The 23,965-nt window shown below is 40.7% G+C and carries 19 protein-coding genes; 12 read left to right on the top strand and 7 right to left on the bottom strand.

What is annotated here, in order from left to right; translation table 11 throughout:
* Positions 1 to 5: 5 nt before the first annotated feature.
* A complete protein-coding gene (gene glyS / locus JFU56_RS21315) occupies positions 6 to 2,078 on the top strand; it encodes a glycine--tRNA ligase subunit beta (RefSeq protein ID WP_198439258.1) in 2,073 nt (690 codons plus the stop codon).
* Between the two features lie 148 nt (positions 2,079 to 2,226).
* On the opposite strand, the gene JFU56_RS21310 is transcribed toward glyS, so the two are convergent.
* Positions 2,227 to 3,645, bottom strand: coding sequence for a hypothetical protein (locus tag JFU56_RS21310; protein WP_198439257.1), 1,419 nt, complete (start codon positions 3,643 to 3,645; stop codon positions 2,227 to 2,229).
* A gap of 5 nt (positions 3,646 to 3,650) precedes the next feature.
* On the bottom strand, positions 3,651 to 5,270 hold the full coding sequence (locus JFU56_RS21305; protein ID WP_198439256.1) for an AAA family ATPase: 1,620 nt from the start codon (positions 5,268 to 5,270) through the stop codon (positions 3,651 to 3,653).
* A gap of 342 nt (positions 5,271 to 5,612) precedes the next feature.
* Between JFU56_RS21305 and JFU56_RS21300 the strand changes: the two genes are divergently transcribed.
* Positions 5,613 to 6,890: a valine--pyruvate transaminase gene (locus JFU56_RS21300; protein WP_198439255.1), complete on the top strand. Its 1,278-nt coding sequence runs from the start codon at positions 5,613 to 5,615 to the stop codon at positions 6,888 to 6,890.
* 118 nt (positions 6,891 to 7,008) lie between these two features.
* On the opposite strand, the gene gyrB is transcribed toward JFU56_RS21300, so the two are convergent.
* The 4 genes from gyrB to dnaA all read right to left on the bottom strand — a co-directional run bounded on the left by gyrB (position 7,009) and on the right by dnaA (position 13,089).
* A complete protein-coding gene (gene gyrB, locus JFU56_RS21295; RefSeq protein WP_198439254.1) occupies positions 7,009 to 9,426 on the bottom strand; it encodes a DNA topoisomerase (ATP-hydrolyzing) subunit B in 2,418 nt (805 codons plus the stop codon).
* Positions 9,427 to 9,449: 23 nt separating this feature from the next.
* Positions 9,450 to 10,535, bottom strand: coding sequence for a DNA replication/repair protein RecF (recF, locus tag JFU56_RS21290; RefSeq protein WP_198439253.1), 1,086 nt, complete (start codon positions 10,533 to 10,535; stop codon positions 9,450 to 9,452).
* A gap of 5 nt (positions 10,536 to 10,540) precedes the next feature.
* Complete coding sequence (gene dnaN, locus JFU56_RS21285) at positions 10,541 to 11,641, bottom strand: DNA polymerase III subunit beta (RefSeq protein WP_198439252.1); 1,101 nt, start codon at positions 11,639 to 11,641, stop codon at positions 10,541 to 10,543.
* Positions 11,642 to 11,706: 65 nt separating this feature from the next.
* Positions 11,707 to 13,089 carry a chromosomal replication initiator protein DnaA gene (gene dnaA / locus JFU56_RS21280; RefSeq protein WP_198439251.1) on the bottom strand — a complete coding sequence of 461 codons (1,383 nt, stop codon included), beginning with the start codon at positions 13,087 to 13,089 and terminating at the stop codon, positions 11,707 to 11,709.
* Between the two features lie 262 nt (positions 13,090 to 13,351).
* On the opposite strand from dnaA, the gene JFU56_RS21275 reads away from it, so the two are divergent.
* The 8 genes from JFU56_RS21275 (at position 13,352) to mnmE (ending at position 19,688) form a co-directional block, all read left to right on the top strand.
* Positions 13,352 to 14,104: an amino acid ABC transporter substrate-binding protein gene (locus tag JFU56_RS21275; protein WP_198439250.1), complete on the top strand. Its 753-nt coding sequence runs from the start codon at positions 13,352 to 13,354 to the stop codon at positions 14,102 to 14,104.
* Positions 14,105 to 14,770 carry an amino acid ABC transporter permease gene (locus JFU56_RS21270; RefSeq protein WP_256432193.1) on the top strand — a complete coding sequence of 222 codons (666 nt, stop codon included), beginning with the start codon at positions 14,105 to 14,107 and terminating at the stop codon, positions 14,768 to 14,770. It abuts the gene before it with no gap.
* Position 14,771: 1 nt separating this feature from the next.
* Positions 14,772 to 15,506: an amino acid ABC transporter ATP-binding protein gene (locus JFU56_RS21265; protein ID WP_198439249.1), complete on the top strand. Its 735-nt coding sequence runs from the start codon at positions 14,772 to 14,774 to the stop codon at positions 15,504 to 15,506.
* Between the two features lie 372 nt (positions 15,507 to 15,878).
* Positions 15,879 to 16,013 carry a 50S ribosomal protein L34 gene (gene rpmH, locus JFU56_RS21260; protein ID WP_006034071.1) on the top strand — a complete coding sequence of 45 codons (135 nt, stop codon included), beginning with the start codon at positions 15,879 to 15,881 and terminating at the stop codon, positions 16,011 to 16,013.
* Positions 16,014 to 16,055: 42 nt separating this feature from the next.
* Positions 16,056 to 16,379 carry a ribonuclease P protein component gene (rnpA, locus tag JFU56_RS21255; RefSeq protein WP_017223413.1) on the top strand — a complete coding sequence of 108 codons (324 nt, stop codon included), beginning with the start codon at positions 16,056 to 16,058 and terminating at the stop codon, positions 16,377 to 16,379.
* On the top strand, positions 16,346 to 16,597 hold the full coding sequence (yidD, locus tag JFU56_RS21250) for a membrane protein insertion efficiency factor YidD (protein ID WP_198439248.1): 252 nt from the start codon (positions 16,346 to 16,348) through the stop codon (positions 16,595 to 16,597). Before rnpA ends, yidD begins: the two co-directional genes overlap by 34 nt.
* Before the next feature lie 7 nt (positions 16,598 to 16,604).
* Positions 16,605 to 18,248: a membrane protein insertase YidC gene (gene yidC, locus JFU56_RS21245; protein WP_198439247.1), complete on the top strand. Its 1,644-nt coding sequence runs from the start codon at positions 16,605 to 16,607 to the stop codon at positions 18,246 to 18,248.
* 75 nt (positions 18,249 to 18,323) lie between these two features.
* Entirely contained in the window at positions 18,324 to 19,688 is a 1,365-nt protein-coding gene (gene mnmE / locus JFU56_RS21240; protein ID WP_198439246.1) for a tRNA uridine-5-carboxymethylaminomethyl(34) synthesis GTPase MnmE, read from the top strand.
* Positions 19,689 to 19,953: 265 nt separating this feature from the next.
* Here mnmE and JFU56_RS21235 read toward each other — a convergent pair whose 3' ends face one another.
* Positions 19,954 to 20,991 (bottom strand): HDOD domain-containing protein, encoded by a 1,038-nt coding sequence (locus tag JFU56_RS21235; RefSeq protein WP_198439245.1) that lies wholly within the window; start codon positions 20,989 to 20,991, stop codon positions 19,954 to 19,956.
* A gap of 88 nt (positions 20,992 to 21,079) precedes the next feature.
* On the opposite strand from JFU56_RS21235, the gene mioC reads away from it, so the two are divergent.
* Positions 21,080 to 21,529 (top strand): FMN-binding protein MioC, encoded by a 450-nt coding sequence (gene mioC, locus JFU56_RS21230; protein WP_198439244.1) that lies wholly within the window; start codon positions 21,080 to 21,082, stop codon positions 21,527 to 21,529.
* 388 nt (positions 21,530 to 21,917) lie between these two features.
* Positions 21,918 to 23,801 (top strand): tRNA uridine-5-carboxymethylaminomethyl(34) synthesis enzyme MnmG, encoded by a 1,884-nt coding sequence (gene mnmG / locus JFU56_RS21225; RefSeq protein WP_198439243.1) that lies wholly within the window; start codon positions 21,918 to 21,920, stop codon positions 23,799 to 23,801.
* Positions 23,802 to 23,965 lie beyond the last annotated feature (164 nt).

The raw sequence follows: 23,965 nt of genomic DNA, 5'->3' as shown, positions 1-23,965 counted from the left end.
GTAGCATGGCAACTGAAAATTTATTAATCGAAATTGGTACTGAAGAATTACCACCAAAATCGTTACGTACTTTAGCTGAAGCATTTGCAGCGAACTTCCAAGCCGAGCTAGAAAAAGCCGGTTTAGAATTTACTGACGTTAACTGGATGGCTGCACCTCGCCGTTTAGCATTAACAGTCTCATCACTTGCTGATGCACAAGCTGATAAAGTCATTGAAAAACGCGGTCCTGCTGTTACTGTTGCGTTTGATGCTGACGGTAACGCGACGAAAGCGGCACAAGGCTGGGCACGCGGCAACGGTATTACTGTTGAGCAAGCAGGTCGAGTAAAAACAGACAAAGGCGAATGGTTACTGCATAAGTCAGAAGTTAAAGGGAAAGCCACTCAAGCACTTGTTGCTGATATGGTTGCTACTTCTTTAGCTAAACTGCCTGTTAGCAAGCCAATGCGTTGGGGCGATAGCCCGATTCAATTCATTCGCCCAGTACATACTATTACGATGTTATTTGGTGCTGAAGCACTTGAAGGCGAAATCTTAGGTATTAAAGCGGCACGTACTATTCGCGGTCACCGTTTCCTCGGTAAAGGTGATTTTGAATTACCACACGCTGACAACTATGTTGATATGCTTGAAGATCACTGCATGGTAATGGTTGATTACGAGCGTCGTAAAGATGTTATCCGTAAACAAGTTATTGCAGCGGCAAGCGAGCACGGCGGTGTTGCTGAAATCGAAGAAGACCTACTTGAAGAAGTAACGTCTCTAGTAGAATGGCCAGTAACATTAGTGGGTAACTTTGAAGAACGTTACCTAGACGTACCAGCGGAAGCTTTGATCTACACGATGAAAGACAACCAAAAGTACTTCCCAATGTTAAGCACTGACGGCGAGCTTTTACCTAAGTTTATCTTTGTGTCAAACATCATCAGTAAAGATGTTCGACAAGTAATTGAAGGTAACGAAAAAGTTGTACGCCCTCGCCTAGCAGATGCTGAATTCTTCTTTAACACTGATAAGAAGCGCACTTTAGAAAGTCGCCTTGCTGATCTAGAAACTGTTTTATTCCAAAAACAACTAGGTACGTTAAAAGAGAAATCACAACGCATTGCCAATTTAGCAGCAGCGATTGCTGGTAAAATTTCTGCAAATACTGAGCACGCACAACGCGCAGGTCTATTAGCTAAAGCTGACTTAATGTCAGACATGGTTGTAGAATTCCCTGACGTACAAGGTGTTATGGGCATGCATTATGCTCGTAACGACGGTGAAGCAGAAGAAGTGGCAGTTGCACTTAACGAACAGTATATGCCTCGTTATGCTGGTGACCGCCTACCTGAATCATTGGTTGCTTGTTCAGTAGCACTGGCTGACAAACTTGATACACTAGTGGGTATCTTCGGTATTGGTCAAATCCCTAAAGGTGATAAAGACCCGTTTGCACTTCGCCGTGCAGCGATTGGTACACTACGTATCATTATCGAAAAAGACTTACCGTTAGATCTTGTTGATTTAGTTGATACTGCAAAAGCATTATTCGGTGACAAGCTATCAAACCAAAATGTATCAACTGATGTTGTTGCGTTTGTACTTGGTCGTTTCCCTGCATGGTACAGAGATGCTGGTATCAGCGTTGATGTGATTCAAGCAGTACTTGCTCGTCGCCCAACTAAACCAGCTGACTTTGATAAGCGTGTTAAAGCAGTAAATCACTTCCGTGGTTTAGACGCTTCAGCAACATTAGCTGCAGCAAACAAACGTGTTGGTAATATCCTCGCTAAATTTGAAGGTGAACTAAACGCAACGGTTGATGTGTCACTACTGCAAGAAAATGCTGAAAAAGCATTAGCTTCTGCTGTAGCAGCTAAAGTTGAATTACTCGCACCATTATTCGCCACTGGTGATTATCAGCAGGCACTAACAGAGTTATCAGAACTGCGTGATGTTGTAGATACATTCTTCGACAACGTAATGGTAATGGCTGATGATGAAGCGCTTAAAATTAACCGCTTAACACTGCTTAATACCCTGCGTAACCAATTTTTAAATGTAGCTGACATCTCTGTTCTACAGAAGTAATTGTTAATTTAAAATTGCACGATCAAAAAAGCCAGTATCATTGATACTGGCTTTTTTATTATCTAACTTTTTTATGAGCAAATTTTTTATTAGCAAATAATCTATCCACATAATACAACGTAAATAGATGTTCCACGTGGAACATCCGTTATTTTATTTTCTTCAAACGCCCCGTTAAACCAGCGGAATAACGCCAAACATGATCAAATATTGTCATCAACTCCGGGTTACCTTGTGAGGATAATGAAATAGCATGATAACGATTTTGCTTCGCCTTAATCGCTCTGACTTTATCAGCCACATGGGTTGGTAATTTCTGGGCTATAAAATCAGAAATTACCAAGGTATCCGCATTTTTATATTGTGCAGAGTTCATTAGCTCAAGGGACTTTTCAATCACAGGTTGTAAGTCCGTTCCCCCACGAAAACTCGATGATAAAAATGTCAGCATAGTAGATAAACTGGTACTTTTAGTCACAGGGAAAGTAACAACCTCATTGGAAAAAATCATTAAGTAGCATTGGCGATCTTGCTGGAAGGCAACCTGTAACAGAGCATAACAAATCGATTTAGCCGTCAATTCCGGAAAGCCCTGCATTGAGGTGGAGCTATCAACACAGATAATAAAAGGCCCGCCCGTCTGCTCATCTGCATCAGTAATATCTCGATACTGAGTAACTTTTTTATACTGCTGCAACGCACCTTGATACTGATAAGTTAATAAATGCCGCTCCAGGTAGCGTTTATAGAAAATGATCTCTAATTCTGGGAACGTGAGATTAACCGCTTCAGTTTGCAACATACGCGATATTTCATCACTGTAAGTCACGCCCTGCATGTCATCAGGCACATTGTCTTGATAGCTATTATCTAACACCCAGGTTTCATAACTGTTAGGCGTTTCTTCTGGGTTAATGTGTGCTAGCGCCATACGTCCGAGTTCAGAGGCAATTTGTTTTACATCTTTATTCTTACGTAAATTAGTCGCATAACGTTGCAATAGTTTAGTATCCAGATGGGTCAATTTACCTTTGGCTAAATCCCATAAACGTTCGCCATTACATAATAAATCACTATCAAGCACATCTTCTAACTGCTCTATCGTTTCCTCGCGCTCAGCAAGTTCAATCAACAACTGTTCGCGTTGCTCTTCGATTAACAAACTTTGTAGCTGATATAATTGCAACTCAATAGCTTGCTGCCAGCTATCTAAAAACACCGCAAAGAACACATCATCCGACATCGTTCTATTTTGCTGATAGATAGTTAAGCCAGTATCATAAAATGACGAGTCCATTTTTATCTTACTGAGGATCCCTTCAACTTTATTTCTAAAATTAATCGGACTCAATAATCTAGCCGTTTCACATAAATGTATCTCATTACTTAAGCCAGGCGATAATGGCATGTCCGCTAACAAGCTCGTGACCTGCTGTTTCCAGTCATTAATATAAGCCGATTTTATATCACTGGTCACTCGATCGTGAGCAGTAATATCCAATACGGCATCATCAACCAACTGACGCATAACTAGAGTTACCGAGCTGTTATTATGAGGATTAGCCATGCCAATTAGCCTTGTTCAAATAAATGCGCAATGGCATTTAAGCGATTTAATAATGACGCTTTATGCTGAACTAAGTTATTTAACTCTAGCGATAATGATCCAAGACTGCTTGCTACATCATCCATAAAGTCATCACTGACAAAAATATTATGATTAGTTAAGCTAAACTCACGCTGGCTTTTTTTCAATTTGTCAGCAATCGCCGTGATCTCTTTATCGATATCAGCTAAAGGTTGTAACCAATTTTCGTTAATATTCAACGCGGCATCGGCAATAATAACAGCCACAGGGATGCTCTTATTGGCAAAGTTTTGTACCTGTAGATGTTGATTAGCATCGACAGAAAAGTTTAACCACACATCGTTACGATGGTCATTCACATAGCCTTTAACCAAACAAGAACCTGTCTTTATCTGCTTTTGGAAATCATCAAGACCAACATGTACCCATTTTGCCGTTTCTTGTGAGCCCTGCTCTAATACATCATATTCCCCCAATAGTGCAATTTTACACAAACCAGGAATACCATTAAGGCTAGATGTACGCACAAATTCACGATCTAATTTATAGCGTAACTTAGTCAGTAATACATCTGAAGTTAAACGAGTCGCAAAGCGGTCGATAAACTCATCATCAAGTTTAATCAAACGACTCTTGATACTGGCTAATGCCAAGTTCACTTCATCTTGGTCGCAGAATCGTTTACTGGCAAATTGGTGCGTGGCTTCAATAATCACATCTCGTGATTCTAGATCGTGCCAAATACAGTCTTTAAGAATAAATAAATCGGTCTCGGTAACTTCATCACGACCATTGAAATAAGCACAGGCTTGCAACAAGCGCATTGATTTTTTCCAACGACGATCTGAGACGTAAACAACATTTTCGATCATCTCACCAGTGGTATTACGTTGTTCTAAAAATAACTTCAACTCATAGATTATTTCAAAACAATGCTCACTCAAACGAACTTGATTAATCTCTTGCTGCCAAAGTTCGAACTCATCATTGCTCACTTTGAGGATTTTCTCATTGATTTGGCGTAGTGGTTTTTGGATTAACATGGCTTTGAAATTACGCTTATCTTGAATTGGTTCGAGATATAAACGCAATAACATACGGTCGTATAAAGCCTCTAAGCCAGAGTCGGCACTGGGTAGTTCATTTGATGCCGAGACGATAACGCGCATAGGCACTTTCTGGTGATCAATACCGTTATGAAAGGTACGTTCATTAATCACCGTCAATAGCGTATTTAGAATTGCAGGGCCCGCTTTCCAGATCTCATCCAGAAATACCACTTCCGCTTCAGGTAAGTAACCTTTCGTTAAACGAACATACTTACCTTCATCCTTTAGTGCTTTAATGGATAGCGGACCAAAAATCTCTTCCGGTGTTGAGAAACGTGTCATTAGATATTCGAAGTAACTTTCATCTTCAAAAATTTCTATCATACGTTTAGCAATTAAACTTTTAGCAATACCGGGAGGCCCTAATAGGAATACACTCTCGCCACTCAGGGCTGCTAATAAACATAATCTTATGGCATCTCGGCGTTCATAAATACCATAAGAAAGATGATCTATTAGTGTTTCAATGCGTTCTGATAACAAATTTCTTTGCATAGTAAAATCTCTTCGTACCTTTTTAAAGGTTATTATAAGAATGATTGAGTTAACCTTACCTTATCTACCCCGTACAATAAATACATAATTAGTCGACTGATTTTTTTGTTATTAATCGTTAATAATTCAGTTCTTTTTGCTATAAGTATTTCTTATTTTCAACCATGTTCCACGTGGAACATTGCACATACATGACATATATAAACAAAGTAAAATAAGGATGTTTCACGTGAAACATCCCCTGCAATAAAGTTTAATTTGCCTACATCAGACTATCGACAAGCATGCCAAGTTCAGCTATGTTGGTTGTTTACCCTTTAAATAATTACAAGAAGTGCTGATATGGAATTCTCATTGTTTGGTCAAAGATTTACTCAATTCTCAGGGATCACGCAGCTAATGCATGATTTAAATGAAGGTATCCGCAGTGGTGATGATGTCATCATGCTCGGTGGCGGTAACCCTGCTCAAATCCCTGAAATGCTGGCGCGATTTAACAGTGAAGCACAACAATTATTAAGCAGTGGGGATCTTGTCGCAGCGATGTCGAATTACGATGGCCCACAAGGAAAAAACAGTTTCACCACAGCGCTAGCTGCATTACTCAATAAAACCTATGGCTGGGAGTTAACCGATAAAAATATCGCCCTCACCAACGGTAGCCAAAATGCCTTCTTTTATCTATTCAACTTATTTGCTGGTGACTTCGCTGGTAATAAGAAAAAGAAAGTACTGTTCCCGCTAGCGCCAGAGTATATCGGTTATACCGATACCGCTCTTAGTGATGATTTCTTCGAGACAGTAAAACCTAAAATTGAACTGCTTGATGATGGTTTATTTAAGTACCATGTGGATTTCGATAACCTGCATCTTACCGACGATATCGGTTTAATCTGTGTATCACGTCCAACCAACCCGACGGGTAATGTATTAACAGATGAAGAAATGCAGCGACTTGATGCGCTAGCAAAACAGCACAACATTCCCCTACTGATCGACAATGCTTACGGCACACCGTTTCCCAATATTATCTTTGAACCGGTAGAGCCAATTTATAACGACAACACAATATTATGCATGAGCCTATCTAAGCTCGGTTTACCAGGTACGCGTTGCGGTATCGTGATTGGTAATGAGGAAGTGATTTCAGCTATCTCTAACCTAAGCGGAATTATCAATTTAGCACCAGGCAGCTTGGGGCCGATGCTAGCACAAAGCCTCGTCGAATCAGGTGATATTATTAGCTTAAGTGAAGACGTGATCAAACCGTATTATCATGGTAAAGCACTGCAAGCCGTTAACTGGTTACAACAAAGTATTGTCGATGAGCGCTTCCGCATTCATAAACCTGAAGGCGCTATCTTCTTATGGTTATGGTTTAAAGACCTACCAATCAGCAGCCAAGAGCTTTATGAACGCTTAAAATCCCGTGGTGTGCTCATTGTATCAGGTCATCACTTCTTCCCTGGTCTAGACGAAGAATGGCGCCATACCCATGAATGTATCCGCATGAATTATTCACAACCAGATGATGCTGTACAACGTGGTATCAAAGTCATTGCTGAAGAAGTACAAAAAGCTTACGCTGAAACGATAGTTATAAGCACTGCGACAGCCTAATCGATTGTAATAAATGACTGTACTAAGCAACGAGCGCAACTAGCTAAATGACAGATACAAAAAAAGGAGCCTAACGGCTCCTTTTTATTATGCTAAAAATTCATGTTCACAAATCAGATTAGAAATCTAAGTTAGCTACTTTCAATGCATTTTCTTCAATGAAGTCACGACGAGGTTCAACATGATCACCCATTAAGGTAGTGAACAATTGATCCGCTGCAACAGCATCTTCAATACGTACTTGTAACATACGACGCGTTTCAGGATCCATGGTTGTTTCCCATAACTGACTTGGGTTCATTTCACCTAGTCCTTTATAGCGCTGGATATAACTACCACGTTTTGATTCAGCCATTAACCAATTCAATGCGTCAACAAAATCAGTTACTTCACGGCTCTTCTCGCCACGCTTAATATAAGCACCGTCTTCAAGTAAATTCGCAATACCTAAACCAGTTAGCGTTGCGTATTCTTTTGAATTAAAGAAGCCAGGCGTAAAGTCATAATCAGTATCTAAGCCGTGTTGACGAACAGAAAGCACAGGGTAGAATAATTTGCTCTCTTCATCTTGCATAATACGAGCAGAATACAGAGTACCCGTCACTTCTTTCGCTGTTAATGTGGCGACTAATTCATCAGCCCATGCTTGTGTTGATGCTTGATCTGTTAGCATTTCCGCAGTGATTGGTGCTTGGTAAATCATTTCGTTAGTGAACACTTTTGGTAAGCTACGGTTTAACTTAGCCATTAAACGCTCAACTTTACGGTAACCATTCACTAATTCTTCTAACGCCGCACCTTGAATTGCAGGCGCATCTGGATTAACAAATAAGCCAGCACCATCGAGTGCAATAGTTGTTAGGTATTGCGTTAAGTCCGCATCATCTTTGATATAGCGTTCTTGTTTACCCTTTTTCATTTTATAAAGCGGTGGTTGAGCAATATAAATATAACCACGCTCAATAAGTTCCGGCATTTGACGGAAGAAGAAAGTTAACAATAATGTACGGATGTGTGAACCATCCACATCGGCATCGGTCATGATAATGATTTGATGATAACGCGTTTTATCTGGGTTATATTCATCACGGCCAATACCACAACCCATTGCTGTAATCAGTGTTGCAACTTCTTGTGAAGATAACATCTTGTCAAAACGCGCTTTCTCTACGTTTAAGATCTTACCTTTCAACGGTAGAATTGCTTGGTTTTTACGATTACGCCCCTGCTTAGCTGAACCGCCAGCAGAGTCACCTTCCACAATATATAGTTCAGAAAGTGCAGGATCTTTTTCCTGACAATCGGCTAATTTACCCGGTAAACCAGCTAAATCTAACGCGCCTTTACGACGAGTCATTTCACGGGCTTTACGTGCAGCTTCACGTGCGCGAGATGCATCAATAATTTTCATGACTACCGTTGATGCTTCTTTGGGATTCTCAAGTAAGTACTCAGCTAACTTTTCGCCCATCGATTGTTCAACAGCAGATTTAACTTCCGAAGAAACTAATTTATCTTTTGTTTGCGAAGAGAATTTTGGATCAGGTACTTTCACTGAAATAACCGCAGTCAAACCTTCACGCGCATCATCACCAGATGCAGATGTCGTTTTTGCTTTTTTCAGGAAGCCTTCTTTTTCCATGTAGTTGTTTAACGTACGCGTTAATGCACCACGGAAGCCAGCAAGGTGAGTACCACCATCGCGTTGCGGGATGTTATTCGTAAAGCAATGGATGCCTTCTTGGAAACCATCGTTCCACTGCATCGCAACTTCAACAGTAATGCCATCTTCACGTTCTACTGAAAAGTGGAAAGCATCTTTATTAATTGGCGTTTTGTTTACGTTTAAGTAATCAACAAATGCTTTAATACCACCTTCGTAAACGAAGTGATCTGATTTACCATCTTCACGTTCATCAATTAATTTAATTGATACACCTGAGTTTAGGAAAGATAATTCACGTAAACGTTTTGCTAAAATATCGTAGTGGAATAATGTATTCGTGAACGTTTCATGACTCGGCCAGAAACGTAATTCAGTACCCGTAGTATCAATATCACCTATCACAGCGATCGGCGCTTGTGGTTCACCATGACGATAAATTTGTTGATGGATATGACCGTGACGGTGAATAGTTAGTTCTAATTTTTCTGATAATGCATTTACAACAGAAACACCAACACCATGCAAACCGCCCGATACTTTATATGAGTTATCATCGAATTTACCACCGGCATGCAGCACGGTTAAAATAACTTCAGCAGCAGAGACACCTTCTTCTTCATGAATATCAACAGGAATACCACGGCCGTCATCGCTAACCGATACAGAACCATCGTCGTGTATCTTGACCACAACATCAGTACAGTGACCCGCTAACGCTTCATCAATCGAGTTATCTACAACCTCAAATACCATGTGGTGTAAACCTGAACCGTCATCCGTATCACCAATATACATACCTGGGCGCTTACGCACCGCGTCCAAGCCTTTCAGTACTTTAATACTTGAAGAGTCGTAATTATTTTCAGACATAGTTAGCTCTCGCGCCTTTATATTTAAAATTCAATTAATTTGCCATGTTCCACGTGAAACATTTTACAGCCTTCAGTGAGAAGTGCTGTTACCTGACTTTTCTCAATAGCCGTAACAAATACTTGAGCCTTACTCTCAATCAGATACTGCGCCAGCAACTTCCGTTTACTGTCATCAAGCTCTGAGGAAAAGTCATCGATTAAAAAAGTGCATCGCTTGTTGCTATGCTGACTTAAAAAAAGTCCCTGACTTAATCGCATTGCGCACACGGCCAATTTAAGTTGACCTCTTGATAAAATATCGTGTGCCGGTACTCCGTTCGCTCTAATTCGGATATCCGCTTTTTGCGGACCTAAGCTAGTGTAACCTAACTGTTGATCGCGCATAAAATTTTGTTTTAATAAATCTGCTAACTCAATATCGCTATCCCACCCTGGGTGGTAACGAATATCAAAGTCATATTCGGGTAAGAAGTCTGCCAGGGCAGATTTAATTATCGGATTAAGCTGCTCAAGGTAACGACCACGCATTTGCGCAATAATAGTCCCTTGAGCTGCAAACTCCTTATCCCAATATGCTAGCTCGGCATAACGTCTACCTGATTTTAAAATCGCATTACGCTGTTTTAATAATCGCGTTAACGTTGCCCATGTTGCAAAAAATTCCGGTTCCACGTGGAACACACCCCAATCAACAAATTGTCGACGTAATTTAGGGCCACTTGAAAGCAACGTAAAGCTCTCAGGGTGAATCAGTTGCAATGGTAATATGCCAGGTAACTCAGCAAGCCGTTCCGCTTTTTGCCCGGCAATTTTTAATTCTGTATCACTATTTTTTGATTTTTTTAAACCAATCGTGGTTATCTTTTCGTCATTTAAGAGTTGCTGACACTGTGAAAATAGCGTGAAGTCTTTCTCACCATGTTGCACAACGCGACTGGTTAAATGAGTGCGAAACGAACGCCCTAACCCTAAGTAATGAATCGCTTCTAATACACTCGATTTACCACTGCCATTCTCACCAATAATAATATTAACGCCCGCAGCCGGTTGCATGGATGCATATTTAATATTACGAAAATCAGTGATATTTAATTTAACCAGTCCCATGAAACTTATAACCGCATCGGCATAACAACATACAAAGCTTGATCAGATTGTTCATCTTCAATCAGAGCACTGCTATTTGCATCCAATAATGACACTTTAATTTTGTCACATTTTAGCGTGTTCAATACATCTAAAACATAGCTCACGTTAAAACTGATCTCGAGTTCGTCATGACCAAATTCAACATCAAGCAATTCCTCAGCTTCTTCTTGCTCAGGGTTATTAGCAGTGATCTTCAATAAGCCTTGATTCATATTCAGGCGAACACCACGGAACTTCTCGTTCGATAAAATAGCCGCACGTGAAAACGCTTGTTTTAATTCTTCACGTCCTGATATTAACATCTTATCAGCATTCTTTGGTAATACCCGACGGTAATCAGGAAAACGTCCATCAACCAATTTACAGGTAAAAACAAAGCCGCTAGTGATAGCACGAATGTTATTCGATCCAAGTTGGATCTTCACCATGTCTTCTTCACTGTCGAGTAGACGGACAAGTTCTAGTACACCTTTACGCGGTACAATCACTTGCTGTTGCGCTAAATTTGCATCATGTTCACAACTCGCGACAGCAAGACGGTGACCATCTGTGGCGACGGTACGTAATATATTACCTTCGGTTTCAAACAGCATACCGTTAAGATAATACCGCACATCCTGACTTGCCATCGAGAACTGTGTATTATCAATCAATCGACGTAATGAACCTTGCAGCAGTTCAAATTCAATATCGTTATCCCAATCTTCAATGTTTGGGAATTCCGTTGCCGGTAATGTCGATAACGAAAAACGACTACGGCCTGATTTAACGACGATGCGATCGCTCGCATAACTGACTTGAATTTGCGCGCCATCAGGTAAACCACGACAGATATCGAGGAATTTTTTCGCTGGTACCGTTGTACGCCCTTCGCTATAGTCACCTTCAAGATTAACTTGACCAATTAGCTCAACTTCCAGGTCGGTACCCGTTAACGATAATTTACCTTCTTTCGCATCAAGTAACACATTACCTAAGATCGGTAATGTTGGACGATTGCCTAAGGCACCTGATACCAACTGTAATGGTCGCAATAACGCTTCGCGATTAATTGTAAACTGCATTTAATATAACCTTTTTTTCGACGATTTTTTACGACGTATTTTACGATGCGCTTTACGACGCTTCTTTATGAAGATAAGGTTCTAATCAAGTTCGAATAATCTTCTTTAATATCGTGACTTTCTTCTTTAAGCTGCACGATCTTACGGCATGCATGTAATACCGTCGTATGATCACGACCACCAAACGCATCACCGATTTCCGGTAAACTGTGATTGGTTAACTCTTTCGCTAACGCCATCGCTACTTGACGAGGTCTTGCTACAGAACGGCTACGACGCTTCGATAATAAGTCCGCGACTTTAATCTTATAATATTCAGCAACCGTCTTTTGAATGTTATCAATCGTCACTAATTTTTCTTGTAGTGCGAGTAAGTCACGTAGTGCTTCACGGACAAAATCAATATTAATCGCACGACCAGTAAAGTTAGCATTGGCAATCACGCGATTCAATGCCCCTTCCAACTCACGAACATTTGAACGTAAGCGTTTAGCAATAAAGAACGCGACTTCATCTGGTAAATGGATATTACTTTCTACCGCTTTACGCATTAGGATCGCCACACGCGTTTCCAGTTCCGGCGGTTCAATAGCAATCGTTAAACCCCAACCAAAGCGCGACTTCAATCGGTCTTCTACGCCATCGATTTCTTTTGGATAACGATCTGACGTAAGAATAATCTGTTGATTACCTTCGAGTAGTGCATTGAAGGTATGAAAAAACTCTTCTTGTGAACGTTCTTTTTTCGCAAAAAATTGGATGTCATCAATCAATAATGCATCAACACTGCGGTAATAATTCTTAAACGCTTCAATGGCATTATTTTGCAGGGCTTTCACCATATCCTGAACAAAACGTTCAGAGTGCATATAAATTACTTTCGCATTGGCTTTTTGCGCTTTAATGCCGTTACCTACCGCGTGTAATAAATGCGTTTTACCTAAACCTGTGCCACCATATAAAAACAGTGGATTATAAGCACCACCAGGATTGCTAGCGACTTGCTGAGCAGCAGCACGTGCCAATTGGTTAGATTTACCTTCAACAAAGTTTTCAAAGGTGTAGGTTAAATTAACATTGCTACGGTGATTAATCGCGGGTTGCTGTGGTGAGCTTGATTCCCACGGATCCAATTGTGGTCTTGAAACCACTTTGGCTGTCACGACGCGATCAATCTTCGTTGCCGGTTGCGTAACAGTCGTTGGTTTACCACCAATATCAAAACGTAGAATTGGCGCATCAGCACCACAAAACTCATCGAATAATGCGGTAATTGAGTTGAGGTACTTATCACGAACCCAATCAAGTACAAAACGGTTCGGAGCATACAAGGTGAGAGTACTATCGGTAAGTTCGGCTTTCAGAGGGCGTAACCACATACTGAATTCAGTCGCAGAAAGCTCATTTTGTAAGCGCGAAAGGCATTGCTGCCAAAGAGAAACTGACACTCTCCACACTCCAGATTAATAATAAAGAATAATGCATTATTTTACTGCTAATTGTGCATAAGCGCTAGCATGAATAAACAGTTATCCACACAAAAGTAAAATAAAAACCGATAACGTGTCAATACGAACAATAAAACCGGTAAATATAATTAATCACGCTATCTTTTAGCAATTACTTATAACTAAACGCTATTTATAATTCAATTTACATTAGAATATCATGCATGCATTAAACTTATAATTCGCGTCAACAGGATGGACCATGAAAAAACTATTATTAGCTGCTGCAGTACTTGTGAGCTCAACACTAACAACCTTTGCACAGGCACAAGAAACCATTAAAGTCGGCATGTCAGGCAACTACTTCCCGTTTACTTTTTCAAAAAATGATCAGCTACAAGGTTTTGAAGTTGATTTATGGAAAGAGATCGCGAAACGTAATGATGCAAAGGTAGAATTCATCACGGTTAATTTTTCCGGCCTATTTGGTATGCTAGAAACGGGTCGAATTGATACGATTTCAAATCAAGTAACGATTACCCCTGCACGTACTGCTAAATATGCATTTAGCCAAACTTATGTTTATGACGGTGCTCAAGTTGTCGTGAAAAAAGGCAATAAAGACATTAACGGTATTGATGACTTAGCAAACAAAACGGTTGGCGTAAATCTAGGGTCTAACTTTGCTGATTTATTACGCAAATACGATACTGACAAAAATATTACCATCAAAACTTACGACACAGGTATCGAACGTGATGTAGCATTAGGTCGTACCGATGCGTTTGTGATGGATCGTTTATCATCACTTGAATTAATTAACAAATCACCATTACCGTTACAACTTGCGGGCCCAACGTTTGAAACGATCGAAAATGCAATGCCATTTTTGAAAACAGAAAAACAAGAAGTATTGCGCCTAAAAGTAAATACAACGCTGGATAGCATGCGTGCAGACGGCACACTAGCAGCTATCTCAGAAAAATGGTTCACAATGGATATCACTGTAAAATAAATGCAATTTAATTTTGAATACATGCTGAATCTGTTCCCAATACTATTTAAGTATTTGGGAACAACCATGCAGATGGCGCTTATCGGCGTCGTCTTTGCGCTTATATTAGCCATTGGCTTAGCGGTTGTGCGTACGTTTAAAGTACCCGTGCTCAATCAATTAGCCATGTTATTTATTTCTTTTTTCCGTGGCACCCCACTCCTTGTTCAGCTGTTTTTATTGTATTACGGTTTACCGCGTGTATTCCCGATATTGATTAACATGGATGCTTTTACTGCGTCTGTAATTGGCTTAACACTGCACTTTGCTGCCTACAAGGCAGAAAGTATTCGCGCTGCTATCATGGCTGTGGATAAATCACAGCTGGAAGCAGCCTTAAGTACCGGTATGACCACCAGTCAGGCTATGCGCCGTATCGTACTGCCACAAGCAGCACGTATCGCGACGCCTTCGTTGATGAATTACTTTATTGATATGATCAAAAGTACCTCATTAGCGTTTACGTTGGGCGTGACAGAAATCATGGCGAAAACCCAAATGGAAGCTTCATCAAGTTTTTACTTTTTCGAAAGTTACCTTGCCGTGGCATTAATCTATTGGGGTGTGGTGATGATATTCACACAGCTACAAGTATATTTAGAACGTTATTTGAATAAGGCGTATTAACATGATCAAAGTGACTAATTTAAGTAAGAGCTTTGCTGATAACGTGGTATTACGCCAAATTGATTTAGATATTAAAGAAGGTGAAACCACCGTCATTATTGGCCCATCAGGTACCGGTAAATCGACGCTATTACGCTGTCTTAATTTTCTAGAGCAACCAACGACAGCCAATATCACCATTGATGACTTAGTCGTTGATGCTAATACGGCAACCAAAAAACAAATAACAGAATTACGTAAAAAGACCGCGTTCGTGTTTCAAAACTATGCCCTGTTTGCCAATAAAACGGCTCTTGAGAATATTACTGAAGGCTTAGTTACCGTCAGAGGCAAATCAGCAGCCATCGCTAAACAAGAAGCGCAGGCTATCCTGAAAAGTATTGGTTTAGCAGATAAGCAAGACTACTACCCTTCAGCGTTGTCAGGCGGCCAACAACAACGTATTGGCATTGCACGCGCAATGGCGGCACAAAGTAAGGTTATCTTGTTTGATGAACCGACATCAGCGCTAGACCCTGAATGGGTCGGTGAGGTACTTGGATTGATGCGTCAATTGGCGCAACAAAAGCAAACCATGCTGATTGTGACGCACGAAATGCAATTTGCAAAAGAAATCGCAGACCGGGTGATTTTCATGGATCAAGGCCAGATTGTTGAACAAGGATCCGCGGATATGATCTTTAATAACCCGCAAGATCCTCGTACTCGTATATTTTTACAGCGAGTAAATCAATAATCAGGCACTATAAAGTGGATAAATTAGCAGCGCTGACTTGTTAGTTAGTAAATAGCCTGTATAATTCCCCGCTTGATCCCTTGTGATCAGATTGGAATAACAGCAATTATTAAACCAAATTATAATTTTTATCCATAAGGATAAGAATTTAGCCTATTATTTCATGTATCCAATCGCATAATAATCGGTCGAGAATATCGAATTTAAGTAAGATAATGCTATTTTCACGAGGCGAAAACTGATTAATTATTGACTTGTTTTGCAACAATGATTAAAATTCCGCCTCTTTTTGTGTTAGTCAAGTTGACGACCGGTCATTATTTCTTGACTGACTCAACATAACTGTACAGTTAATATATAACGGATAAAGCTATGAAACGTACTTTTCAACCAAGTAACCTTAAGCGTAAACGTTCACACGGTTTCCGCGCACGTAAAGCAACTGTAGGTGGCCGTAAGGTTCTTGCACGTCGCCGTGCAAAAGGTCGTAAGACTTTAAGCGCTTAATTATCAGACGTGATAGATAAGAGCTTTCCTCGGGAGTTACGTTTGTTAACTCCCGAACACTTCAAAAACGTATTCGCAGACCCTGTGCGATCAGCCTCACCTCATATAACTATACTTGCCAAAAATAACTCACTTGGACACACTCGTCTTGGTTTAGCTGTACCTAAAAAAGCAATTAAACTTGCTGTCGGCCGTAATCGAGTTAAGCGTCTAATTAGAGAAAGTTTTCGGACACGCCATCATGATTTTCCCAATGTTGATATCGTGGTTATCGCTAAATCTGGTATTGCAAACTTAGAAAATGCAGAAATCGATGCATTATTGGAGAAGTTATGGCGCAAACTTTGTCGCCGTTGCAATGGTTAGGCACCAAATTAATACGAGGTTACCAATTATTCGTTAGTCCGATGATTGGTCCTCGCTGTCGCTTCACTCCAACGTGCTCTCAATACGCGATAGAATCAATAAAACTCCACGGATTTACAAAAGGTTGTTGGCTAACGGCCAAACGTCTATTAATATGTCATCCTTTTAGTAATAAACATGGTTACGATCCTGTACCTGAACCCAAACAAAGAGATTAAATAGATTATGGAATCCCAACGTAATTTACTTGTCATCGGATTATTGTTTGTCAGCTTTTTGCTATTCACCGAGTGGCAAAATAAAGACAACCCGGTTGCAGTACCAACAACGACTCAAGCGATCACAAATGGTTTAACTGGCGATGTACCGGCAGGCAGTGACGCAACAACTGACGCACCGAATTCAGAGCAATCAAATAAATTGATTACTATCAGCTCAGATGTGCTTGAACTAACCATCGACACTGTTGGTGGCGATATTGTTCGTGCAGATTTACTCGATCATGCGACAGAACTTGATGCTGAAGAACGTTTCACATTATTACAAAATGACGCAACGAATGTGTACATTGCACAAAGTGGTCTTATTGGCGCAAATGGCCCAGATGCAAATACAGCTGGTCGTCCACAATACAGCACGACTGCAACTAGCTTCACTATCTCAGGCGATACATTAAGTATTCCGCTTTCATATACAGATGCAAACGGCGTTCAGTTTACTAAAGTGTTCATGCTAACACGTGGTAGCTATGACGTTGAAGTGAGCTATCAAGTAAATAACCAATCTGCTAATGCAATTTCAGTGCAAATGTACGGTCAATTGAAACAAAATATTGACCTAAGTACTGACGAAGGCAGCAGCATGATGATGCAGGCTTACCGTGGTGCAGCACTTGGTACAACTGATAAACGTTATGAAAAATACGATTTCAGTGATATCAGCGATGCAAACCTAAGCCGCACAACTACTGCTGGTTGGGTTGGGATGTTACAGCATTACTTCGTATCCGCTTGGATCCCTGGTGATAGCCAAAACCATTTCTACAGCTTGAACATTGGTCGTACTGACTTCACTAAAGGTCAAGCGATTATCGGTTTCAAACAACCTGTTGAAGTCATTGCTGCGAACAGCGAAGCGACTATTTCAGCGAAACTTTGGGTTGGTCCAAAATTACAAGATCAGATGGGCGAATTAGTTGAAGGCCTTGACCTTACAGTTGATTACAGCTGGTTATGGTTCATCGCACAACCGCTATTCAAATTACTACAGTTCTTCCACGGTTTAGTGGGTAACTGGGGTATTGCCGTAATCATGATCACGTTTACTGTACGTGGTGCTATGTATCCACTAACGAAAGCGCAATATACGTCAATGGCGAAAATGCGCTTGCTACAGCCAAAACTGACTGCACTACGTGAAAAATGTGGTGACGACAAACAAAAAATGTCGCAATCAATGATGGCATTGTATAAAGAAGAGAAAGTAAATCCATTAGGTGGTTGTTTCCCAATGATCATCCAAATGCCTATTTTCATCTCTCTATACTGGGCATTAATGGAAAGTGTGGAATTACGTCACGCACCATTCGCATTGTGGATTAACGATTTATCAGCACAAGACCCGTACTACGTATTACCGCTATTAATGGGTGTTACTATGTACATGATCCAGAAAATGTCTCCGACACAGGTTCAGGATCCAATGCAGCAGAAAGTAATGCAGTTTATGCCTGTTATGTTTACTTTCTTCTTCTTGTGGTTCCCTGCAGGTCTAGTTCTATACTGGTTAATGAGTAACGTAGTTACAATTATCCAACAAACTATTATTTTCCGAGCTCTGGAAAAAGAAGGTTTGCACAGCAAGAAGTAAGCTTGCTAATCTTATCAAGGCGGCCCTTGTGCCGCCTTTTTTCATCTAAAAAATATACTATCTTCGGGTAATCACATGCTAACTAATGAAACTATCATTGCACAAGCCACACCGCCAGGACGAGGTGGTGTTGGTATTATTCGTATCTCTGGACCGAAAACAGAGTTAGTCGCGCAAGCAATTTTGAATAAAATTCCCACCGTGCGTAAAGCCGATTACTTATCTTTCTTGGATGAAGAACAGCAAACAATTGACCAAGGTATCGCAATCTTGTTCAAAGCACCCAATTCATTTACCGGTGAAGATGTTTTAGAGTTACAAGGTCACGGGGGTCCCGTGATCATGGATATGCTAATGCGCCGAATTCTTAAAATTGACGGCATCAGAATGGCGCGTCCAGGTGAATTCTCAGAGCGTGCATTCCTCAACGATAAAATGGATTTAACCCAAGCAGAAGCCATTGCCGATCTGATTGATGCAACATCAGAACGCGCAGTAAAATCTGCCATGAATTCACTGCAAGGTGAGTTCTCTAAAAAAATTAATATCCTAACTGAAAGTTTGATTCATTTACGTATTTACGTTGAAGCAGCCATTGATTTTCCAGAAGAGGAAGTGGACTTCCTTGCCGACGGTAAAATTGCCCAAGCACTGTATAACATAATGGATAACTTAGCGGCGGTACAAAAAGAAGCCAAGCAAGGCGCGATTATTCGTGAAGGCATGAAAGTGGTTATTGCTGGTCGTCCTAATGCTGGCAAATCAAGTTTACTCAATGCATTAGCGGGTAAAGAATCAGCGATTGTCACCGACATAGCCGGAACGACACGTGATGTATTACGTGAACATATCCACATTGATGGCATGCCACTGCATATTATCGATACCGCAGGTTTACGCGATAGTCCTGATCGTGTTGAACAAATTGGTATTGAACGCGCATGGGAAGAAATCAACAACGCGGATCAAGTGCTATTTATGGTTGACGGTACCACGACAGATGCCACGGATCCAGCCGAAATTTGGCCAGACTTTATTGATCGATTGCCAACCTCGATCGGCCTGACAGTGATCAGAAATAAGATGGATCTTACCGGTGAATCACCAACCGTCGTTAAAGATCAAGGTCATTCGATCTTCAAAATATCAGCAAAAGAGAACCTTGGCTTAGATGAACTTAAAGATCATTTGAAAGAGTGCATGGGCTATCAAAGCAATACCGAGGGGGGCTTCATCGCACGTCGACGCCACTTGGATGCTATTGAGAAGGCTGATGAGCACTTGCAAATAGGTAAGATGCAAATGGAAGTATACATGGCGGGAGAGCTGCTTGCAGAAGAGCTGCGCCTAGCCCAAGAACAACTATCAGAAATTACTGGTGAGTTCACTTCTGACGATCTTCTTGGCCGTATCTTTACCTCATTCTGTATTGGTAAATAAACTGTCGAATAAATGACGATCCTTAAACGGATCGTCCCTCACCTACCCCACAGTTACCTCATGATCAACAAGCATCATACTACGCGCTTTAAAACGCTTAGCTAACAGTAAAATCCAGTGCGTATTACAAGCCATCCACAGAGTTACCCACAAGTTAAACTTGATAAATAATAACTTTTAAGACGCCTAAGTCCATGTGGATAAATCCGAAATTAGCGCCATATTATGTGCGTGTAAATACAGAATAACTCGCTAATATCATGACTTATACTCCGGCGATACACGTTTGGATATCTAATTGATGCTCACTACAAAATGTACTAGCTTGTTCCTGTGAAATAGACCCTTGCTCCAATAATAGGTGTATCTCACTGTATAAGTTAGCTTGAAGCAATAACTTACCCGGCCCCGTATGTTGTAGCACAGTCGGACTTTCGGATTGTTCATGCAAGGCTTTTACCACAGAACCCGGTAATAACCACGCCTGAGCAATGAGCGCAGATAAGCGTAATGAGTGCTTCGTCATCATTTGACGGAATAACTTTGAACTGGGTCTAAATTGTGGGTCACTGGTATTCATTTCATCAACAATTAATTTAAACAGCGCAATTTTACCCACATCATGGATCAGGCCAAGGAAATAAGCTAAGTCAGGGTCTTCACCATGACTCTTTGCTAACATTTTTGCCCACAGGGCTGTTGTCAGTGAATGCTGCCATAAATACTGACCAAACAACTTAAAGTAGATAGGCTTTATATCGGTCATATTTTTCATCACGATCGTCAATACAATCGATTTAATCTGCAAACCACCTAAACGGACCACCGCCTCTTGTAAACAGGTAATCTCCTGAGTCCCCACTTGATAACCAGCCGAGTTAACTAATTTGATCACATCAGCAGCCAATACCGGGTCCTGAGTAATCAATGCCGCCAATTGTTCCGCTGTATAATTGTCACTATCAATTAATGCAGAGACCTTATGTAGTACAGCTGGCAGTCTCACTACATTTAGTGCGATGTTTTCAGGACGGCCAACACTCGCTTCAACTTTAAGTAAAATACTTTTCTCCAATGGATTTAATCCACTGTTTGCAGCCGTAATAGCATCCTTATTGTTAAACAACAAATCATAAAACAATGAGCTAGTATCAATTATCTCATCCGCTACACCGACATCAGGTATACTTAATACTGTTGTCGCAACATTATTGAACACGGGTTTATAAGAAGTATACGCCGTCTTTTTATTGGTTTTCGCATAACCAAATACAGCAAGAACGCGTTGAAATAATGAAGCCATAACTGCCTTAATAATAGTAAATTAGTATTGAATAAGACTACATTTTACAGCAAAAATAGTGACAACATTGTTTAAAAAAGAGGAAAGCATGTATACATTCGAATTAATTGTAGGCACAACGTTAGGATCCGCTGAATACACTGCTGATCATTTAGCAGAAAAACTCATTGATCAAGGTTTTCAAGTCAACATTCACCTCGATCCTAAACTAGAAAACTTACCGATCGACAAAAACCACCCCTGGATCGTTTGCACCGCAACGCATGGTGCGGGTGATTACCCTGAAAACATAGCTCCCTTTGCGCAGCAACTACAACAATCCAAACCTGATTTAAGCTTAGTGCAATACAGCGTGATCGCGCTGGGGTCAAAATCTTATGATCAATTCTGTTTTGCGGGTCATAAGATCGATCGTCAACTCGCCGAATTGAGCGCCAAAAGGATGACAAAAATAGTCGAAATTTGCACGTTAGAAACGCCGATCCCAGAAGATGCGATCGACGAATGCTATCCGCAATGGCTGAAAATCTGGCTATAATATGACCATGATCTAATTTTTTTATTTTTATTTTCTGTGGATAACTATAGATCTTTCTTGTGATCAACCTATAGTTATCCTTGTAGAATAAATTAGCCACCACAGCCCCTGTGTATAACTAGGCTATTTACACCCAACTTATACGTAACAAGCCCAAGCCTTACTAACAGTAAGTGATCTACGCTAAATACATGATCTTACTAGATCAAAGTGAGTTATCAACAGATCAAGGCGATCCTAATAATAGATCTTATAAGATCTCTTTTAAGATCTAAAGATCAACAGTTGGATCTAAATAAAAATATAATTAAGATCATTTGCATCTGTTAGAGAAAACCGTAAACTGTGCCGCTCTGAATATTTCCGCCAAACAAAACCGAGGTGATACATGGCATACCATGAACAATTTGAAGTTATCGTCGTAGGTGGCGGACATGCTGGCACCGAAGCTGCTGCAGCCGCTGCTCGTATGGGTCGAAATACATTATTATTAACGCATAACATCGATACGCTAGGGCATATGTCATGTAATCCAGCTATCGGTGGTATCGGTAAGGGTCATCTAGTTAAAGAAATTGACGCTCTTGGCGGTATAATGGGTCAAGCTACAGACCTCGGCGGTATTCAATTTAGAACATTAAATTCAAGTAAAGGCCCTGCCGTTCGTGCAACACGTGCCCAAGCGGATCGTCTGCTGTATAAATCAGCAGTACGCCAAAAACTTGAGAATCAGCCAAACCTAACTATATTCCAACAATCAGTCGATGATCTTATTATTGAGAACGATCGTGTTGTTGGTGTTATGACGCAAGCCGGTTTATCATTTAGAGCTAAATCAGTGGTATTAACCGTCGGTACTTTCCTTGACGGACTTATCCACATTGGCCTACAGAATTATCCAGGTGGTCGCGCAGGTGATCCTGCATCGGTATCATTGGCTGCACGTTTACGTGAATTACCGATTCGTACGGATCGTTTAAAAACGGGAACCCCGCCACGCATTGATGGTCGCACGATTGATTTTTCTGTGATGGAAGAACAACACGGGGATGCACCAACACCGGTATTCTCTTTCATCGGTAGCCGTAAAGATCATCCGCAACAAGTACCGTGTTACATTACTCATACCAATAATAAGACCCACGATGTGATCCGCAGTGGTATGGATCGTAGCCCAATGTACACAGGTGTGATCGAAGGTATTGGTCCTCGTTATTGTCCGTCGATCGAAGATAAGATCACGCGCTTTGCAGATAAAGAATCTCATCAAATATTTATTGAGCCTGAAGGCTTAACAACGCATGAAGTTTACCCTAACGGTATTTCAACGAGTTTACCTTACGATGTTCAGGTTGATCTTGTACGATCGATTCGTGGTCTAGAGAACGCCCATATTACGCGTCCTGGTTATGCGATCGAATATGATTACTTTGATCCCCGCGATCTTAAGTTAACGTTAGAGAGTAAATTTATCGAAGGTCTGTTCCTAGCAGGTCAAATCAACGGTACAACGGGCTATGAAGAAGCGGCAGCTCAAGGTTTACTTGCTGGTCTTAATGCTGCTCGTACAGCCCGTGAGGAAGATACATGGCATCCACGTCGTGATCAGGCTTACTTGGGTGTGTTAGTTGACGATCTTGCGACACTAGGTACTAAAGAACCGTACCGCATGTTTACAAGTCGTGCTGAATACCGTCTATTGTTACGTGAAGACAATGCCGATGCACGTCTGACAGAACAAGGTCGTGAACTTGGTTTGGTTGATGATCATCGCTGGGCAATATTCAACGAGAAAATGGAAGCGATTGAACTTGAGCAACAGCGTTTACGTTCAACTTGGATCAACCCAACGAAAGACTTCGCAGATAAGATCAATGCATTATTAGCAAAACCGCTTTCACGTGAACACACGTTAGAAGATCTTGTTCGTCGTCCTGAAGTAAGTTATGACGCTCTAATGACGATTGAAGAGCTAGGGCCTAAGTTAGAGCACGAAGCTGCAGCGGAACAAGTTGAAATCACCATTAAGTACGAAGGTTACATTAACCGTCAGAAAGCTGAGATTGAAAAGCAATTACGCCATGAAAATACGTTACTGCCAACAGATCTAGATTACGCATCAATTAAAGGTCTTTCTAATGAGGTTGTTGCTAAATTAATTGAAGTTAAACCGCAAACAATTGGTATGGCATCACGCATTTCAGGTATCACACCTGCTGCAATCTCAATTTTACTTATTTATTTGAAAAAGCAAAATCTACTAAACCAATAAATAATTAGTACTACTGCCACCGTTAACGCATTTAGCGGTGGCTATATAACCTCATTTTTGACATCATTCCCTAATTTACAATGCTACTATTTAACGAAGGTACCTTTACCTTTTTTAGTAGATTGTCTTTTTCTTTTTTCTACGATTAATATTAATTTAGATAA

The sequence above is a fragment of the Moritella sp. F3 genome (assembly GCF_015082335.1).
In the GTDB taxonomy this organism is placed as follows: domain Bacteria; phylum Pseudomonadota; class Gammaproteobacteria; order Enterobacterales; family Moritellaceae; genus Moritella.
This window is presented reverse-complemented; position numbering and strand designations above follow the sequence as displayed.

Excerpts from the sequence above, each read along its gene's own strand:
- glyS (WP_198439258.1), top strand. The coding sequence starts at position 6 with ATGGCAACTGAAAATTTATTAATCGAAATTGGTACTGAAGAATTACCA.
- JFU56_RS21310 (WP_198439257.1), bottom strand. The coding sequence starts at position 3,645 with ATGGCTAATCCTCATAATAACAGCTCGGTAACTCTAGTTATGCGTCAG.
- JFU56_RS21305 (WP_198439256.1), bottom strand. The coding sequence starts at position 5,270 with ATGCAAAGAAATTTGTTATCAGAACGCATTGAAACACTAATAGATCAT.
- JFU56_RS21300 (WP_198439255.1), top strand. The coding sequence starts at position 5,613 with ATGGAATTCTCATTGTTTGGTCAAAGATTTACTCAATTCTCAGGGATC.
- gyrB (WP_198439254.1), bottom strand. The coding sequence starts at position 9,426 with ATGTCTGAAAATAATTACGACTCTTCAAGTATTAAAGTACTGAAAGGC.
- recF (WP_198439253.1), bottom strand. The coding sequence starts at position 10,535 with ATGGGACTGGTTAAATTAAATATCACTGATTTTCGTAATATTAAATAT.
- dnaN (WP_198439252.1), bottom strand. The coding sequence starts at position 11,641 with ATGCAGTTTACAATTAATCGCGAAGCGTTATTGCGACCATTACAGTTG.
- JFU56_RS21275 (WP_198439250.1), top strand. The coding sequence starts at position 13,352 with ATGAAAAAACTATTATTAGCTGCTGCAGTACTTGTGAGCTCAACACTA.
- JFU56_RS21270 (WP_256432193.1), top strand. The coding sequence starts at position 14,105 with ATGCAATTTAATTTTGAATACATGCTGAATCTGTTCCCAATACTATTT.
- JFU56_RS21265 (WP_198439249.1), top strand. The coding sequence starts at position 14,772 with ATGATCAAAGTGACTAATTTAAGTAAGAGCTTTGCTGATAACGTGGTA.
- rpmH (WP_006034071.1), top strand. The coding sequence starts at position 15,879 with ATGAAACGTACTTTTCAACCAAGTAACCTTAAGCGTAAACGTTCACAC.
- yidD (WP_198439248.1), top strand. The coding sequence starts at position 16,346 with ATGGCGCAAACTTTGTCGCCGTTGCAATGGTTAGGCACCAAATTAATA.
- yidC (WP_198439247.1), top strand. The coding sequence starts at position 16,605 with ATGGAATCCCAACGTAATTTACTTGTCATCGGATTATTGTTTGTCAGC.
- mnmE (WP_198439246.1), top strand. The coding sequence starts at position 18,324 with ATGCTAACTAATGAAACTATCATTGCACAAGCCACACCGCCAGGACGA.
- JFU56_RS21235 (WP_198439245.1), bottom strand. The coding sequence starts at position 20,991 with ATGGCTTCATTATTTCAACGCGTTCTTGCTGTATTTGGTTATGCGAAA.
- mioC (WP_198439244.1), top strand. The coding sequence starts at position 21,080 with ATGTATACATTCGAATTAATTGTAGGCACAACGTTAGGATCCGCTGAA.
- mnmG (WP_198439243.1), top strand. The coding sequence starts at position 21,918 with ATGGCATACCATGAACAATTTGAAGTTATCGTCGTAGGTGGCGGACAT.